Here is a 1,236-nt window from a genome sequence, read left to right as displayed (position 1 = left end):
TGCGGTGGTCTAATTTTCCTGGACACCCATGTAGGAGCAAAATCCCTACCGAGGTGAATCATGGGATATCGACCGATCGACCCGGCGCTCAAGCGCCGGGCGGTGTGTTTAGTACTGGATGAGAACCGCTCCGTGCCTGCCGTGTGCGGGCTGCTTGGGCTTGGCCCGACGGCTTTGCGGCGCTGGGTCGAGCAGGAGCGGCAGCTGCGTGCCACGCCGCCACCGACGCCCGAGCAGGTGGCTAGGTACGAGGCCGAGCTGGCGGCGCTTCGCGAACAGGTGGCGACGTTAGAAGCGGAGAAAGCCGTCCTAAAAAAACAGCTGCCCTTTCACATGGAACGACTGCTCGGCAAGCGGCGCAGATCGTCGAGAAGGTGAAAGGGAAGCTGTCCATCCGTCGCACGTGCACCTTATTGGACGTACCTCGCAGCAGCTATTACGCGCACCGGAAGGCGACGCCGCCGCGTCCGGTCGAGCCGGTGCTGGAGCGAGCGGTGAGGTCATTGCACGCGAAGAGTCGCCATACGATCGGGTCGCGTCGCCTGTCCGCCGGGCTGCGCGCCCAGGGCCTGCGCGTGGGTCGCTGCAAGGCGGCCGGTCTGCTTCGTCGGCTGGCCCTTCCGAAGCGTCGGCGTCGTTACGAGCACTACAAACGGCTGACCAAACCGTCGGTCGTCGCTCCCAACCGCCTTGACCGCGACTTCGATCCGGTCGAGCCAAACSTCGCCTGGGCCGGCGATATCACGCAGCTGAAAGTCGGCCGACAGTGGCTTTACGTGGCCTTCGTCATGGATCTTTTTTCTCGCCGGGTGATTGGCTGGTCGTGGGGGCGACACGCCGATGCACGCCTGCCGGAAGAGGCGCTGGCGATGGCCCTGGAGATGCGCCGGCCTCCGGCCGGCGTGATCTTCCACTCCGACCAAGGCTGCCAGTACACCTCCGATCGCTTCGTGGCGTTCCTGGCACGCTGCGGGGTCCGGCAGAGCATGAGCCGGCGGGGCAACTGCTGGGACAACGCCGTGATCGAGAGGATCTTCAAGACGCTCAAGTACGAGTGGGTACCTGAAGGAGGCTACGCATCTATCGCCGAGGCCGAGAAGGAGCTGACCGACTTTCTGATCTACTACAACCTAGAACGGCAACACTCGCGACTAAACGACATCCCGCCAGTGCTCTTCGAGCAACTGGCGGCTCAGGCTCCTACACCGGTGTCCAGAAAAGCTTGACCACTGCAAT

General features: G+C 63.6%; 2 protein-coding genes. Both read left to right on the top strand.

Features of this window, described 5'->3' with window-relative positions:
- The first annotated feature begins 60 nt into the window (after positions 1 to 60).
- On the top strand, positions 61 to 378 hold the full coding sequence (locus AC1DVF_RS29325) for a transposase (RefSeq protein ID WP_063574332.1): 318 nt from the start codon (positions 61 to 63) through the stop codon (positions 376 to 378).
- Positions 375 to 1,226: an IS3 family transposase gene (locus tag AC1DVF_RS29320; RefSeq protein ID WP_477296246.1), complete on the top strand. Its 852-nt coding sequence runs from the start codon at positions 375 to 377 to the stop codon at positions 1,224 to 1,226. Before AC1DVF_RS29325 ends, AC1DVF_RS29320 begins: the two co-directional genes overlap by 4 nt.
- The last annotated feature ends 10 nt before the right edge of the window (positions 1,227 to 1,236 follow it).

It is taken from the genome of Pseudomonas sp. P4_D7 (assembly GCF_056401755.1).
Note: the sequence above shows the minus strand (reverse complement) of the source record. Positions and strands in the feature narration are given on the sequence as shown.

What these genes read in the sequence shown, in the direction of transcription:
- AC1DVF_RS29325 (WP_063574332.1), top strand. Translation starts at nt 61, where the DNA reads ATGGGATATCGACCGATCGACCCGGCGCTCAAGCGCCGGGCGGTGTGT.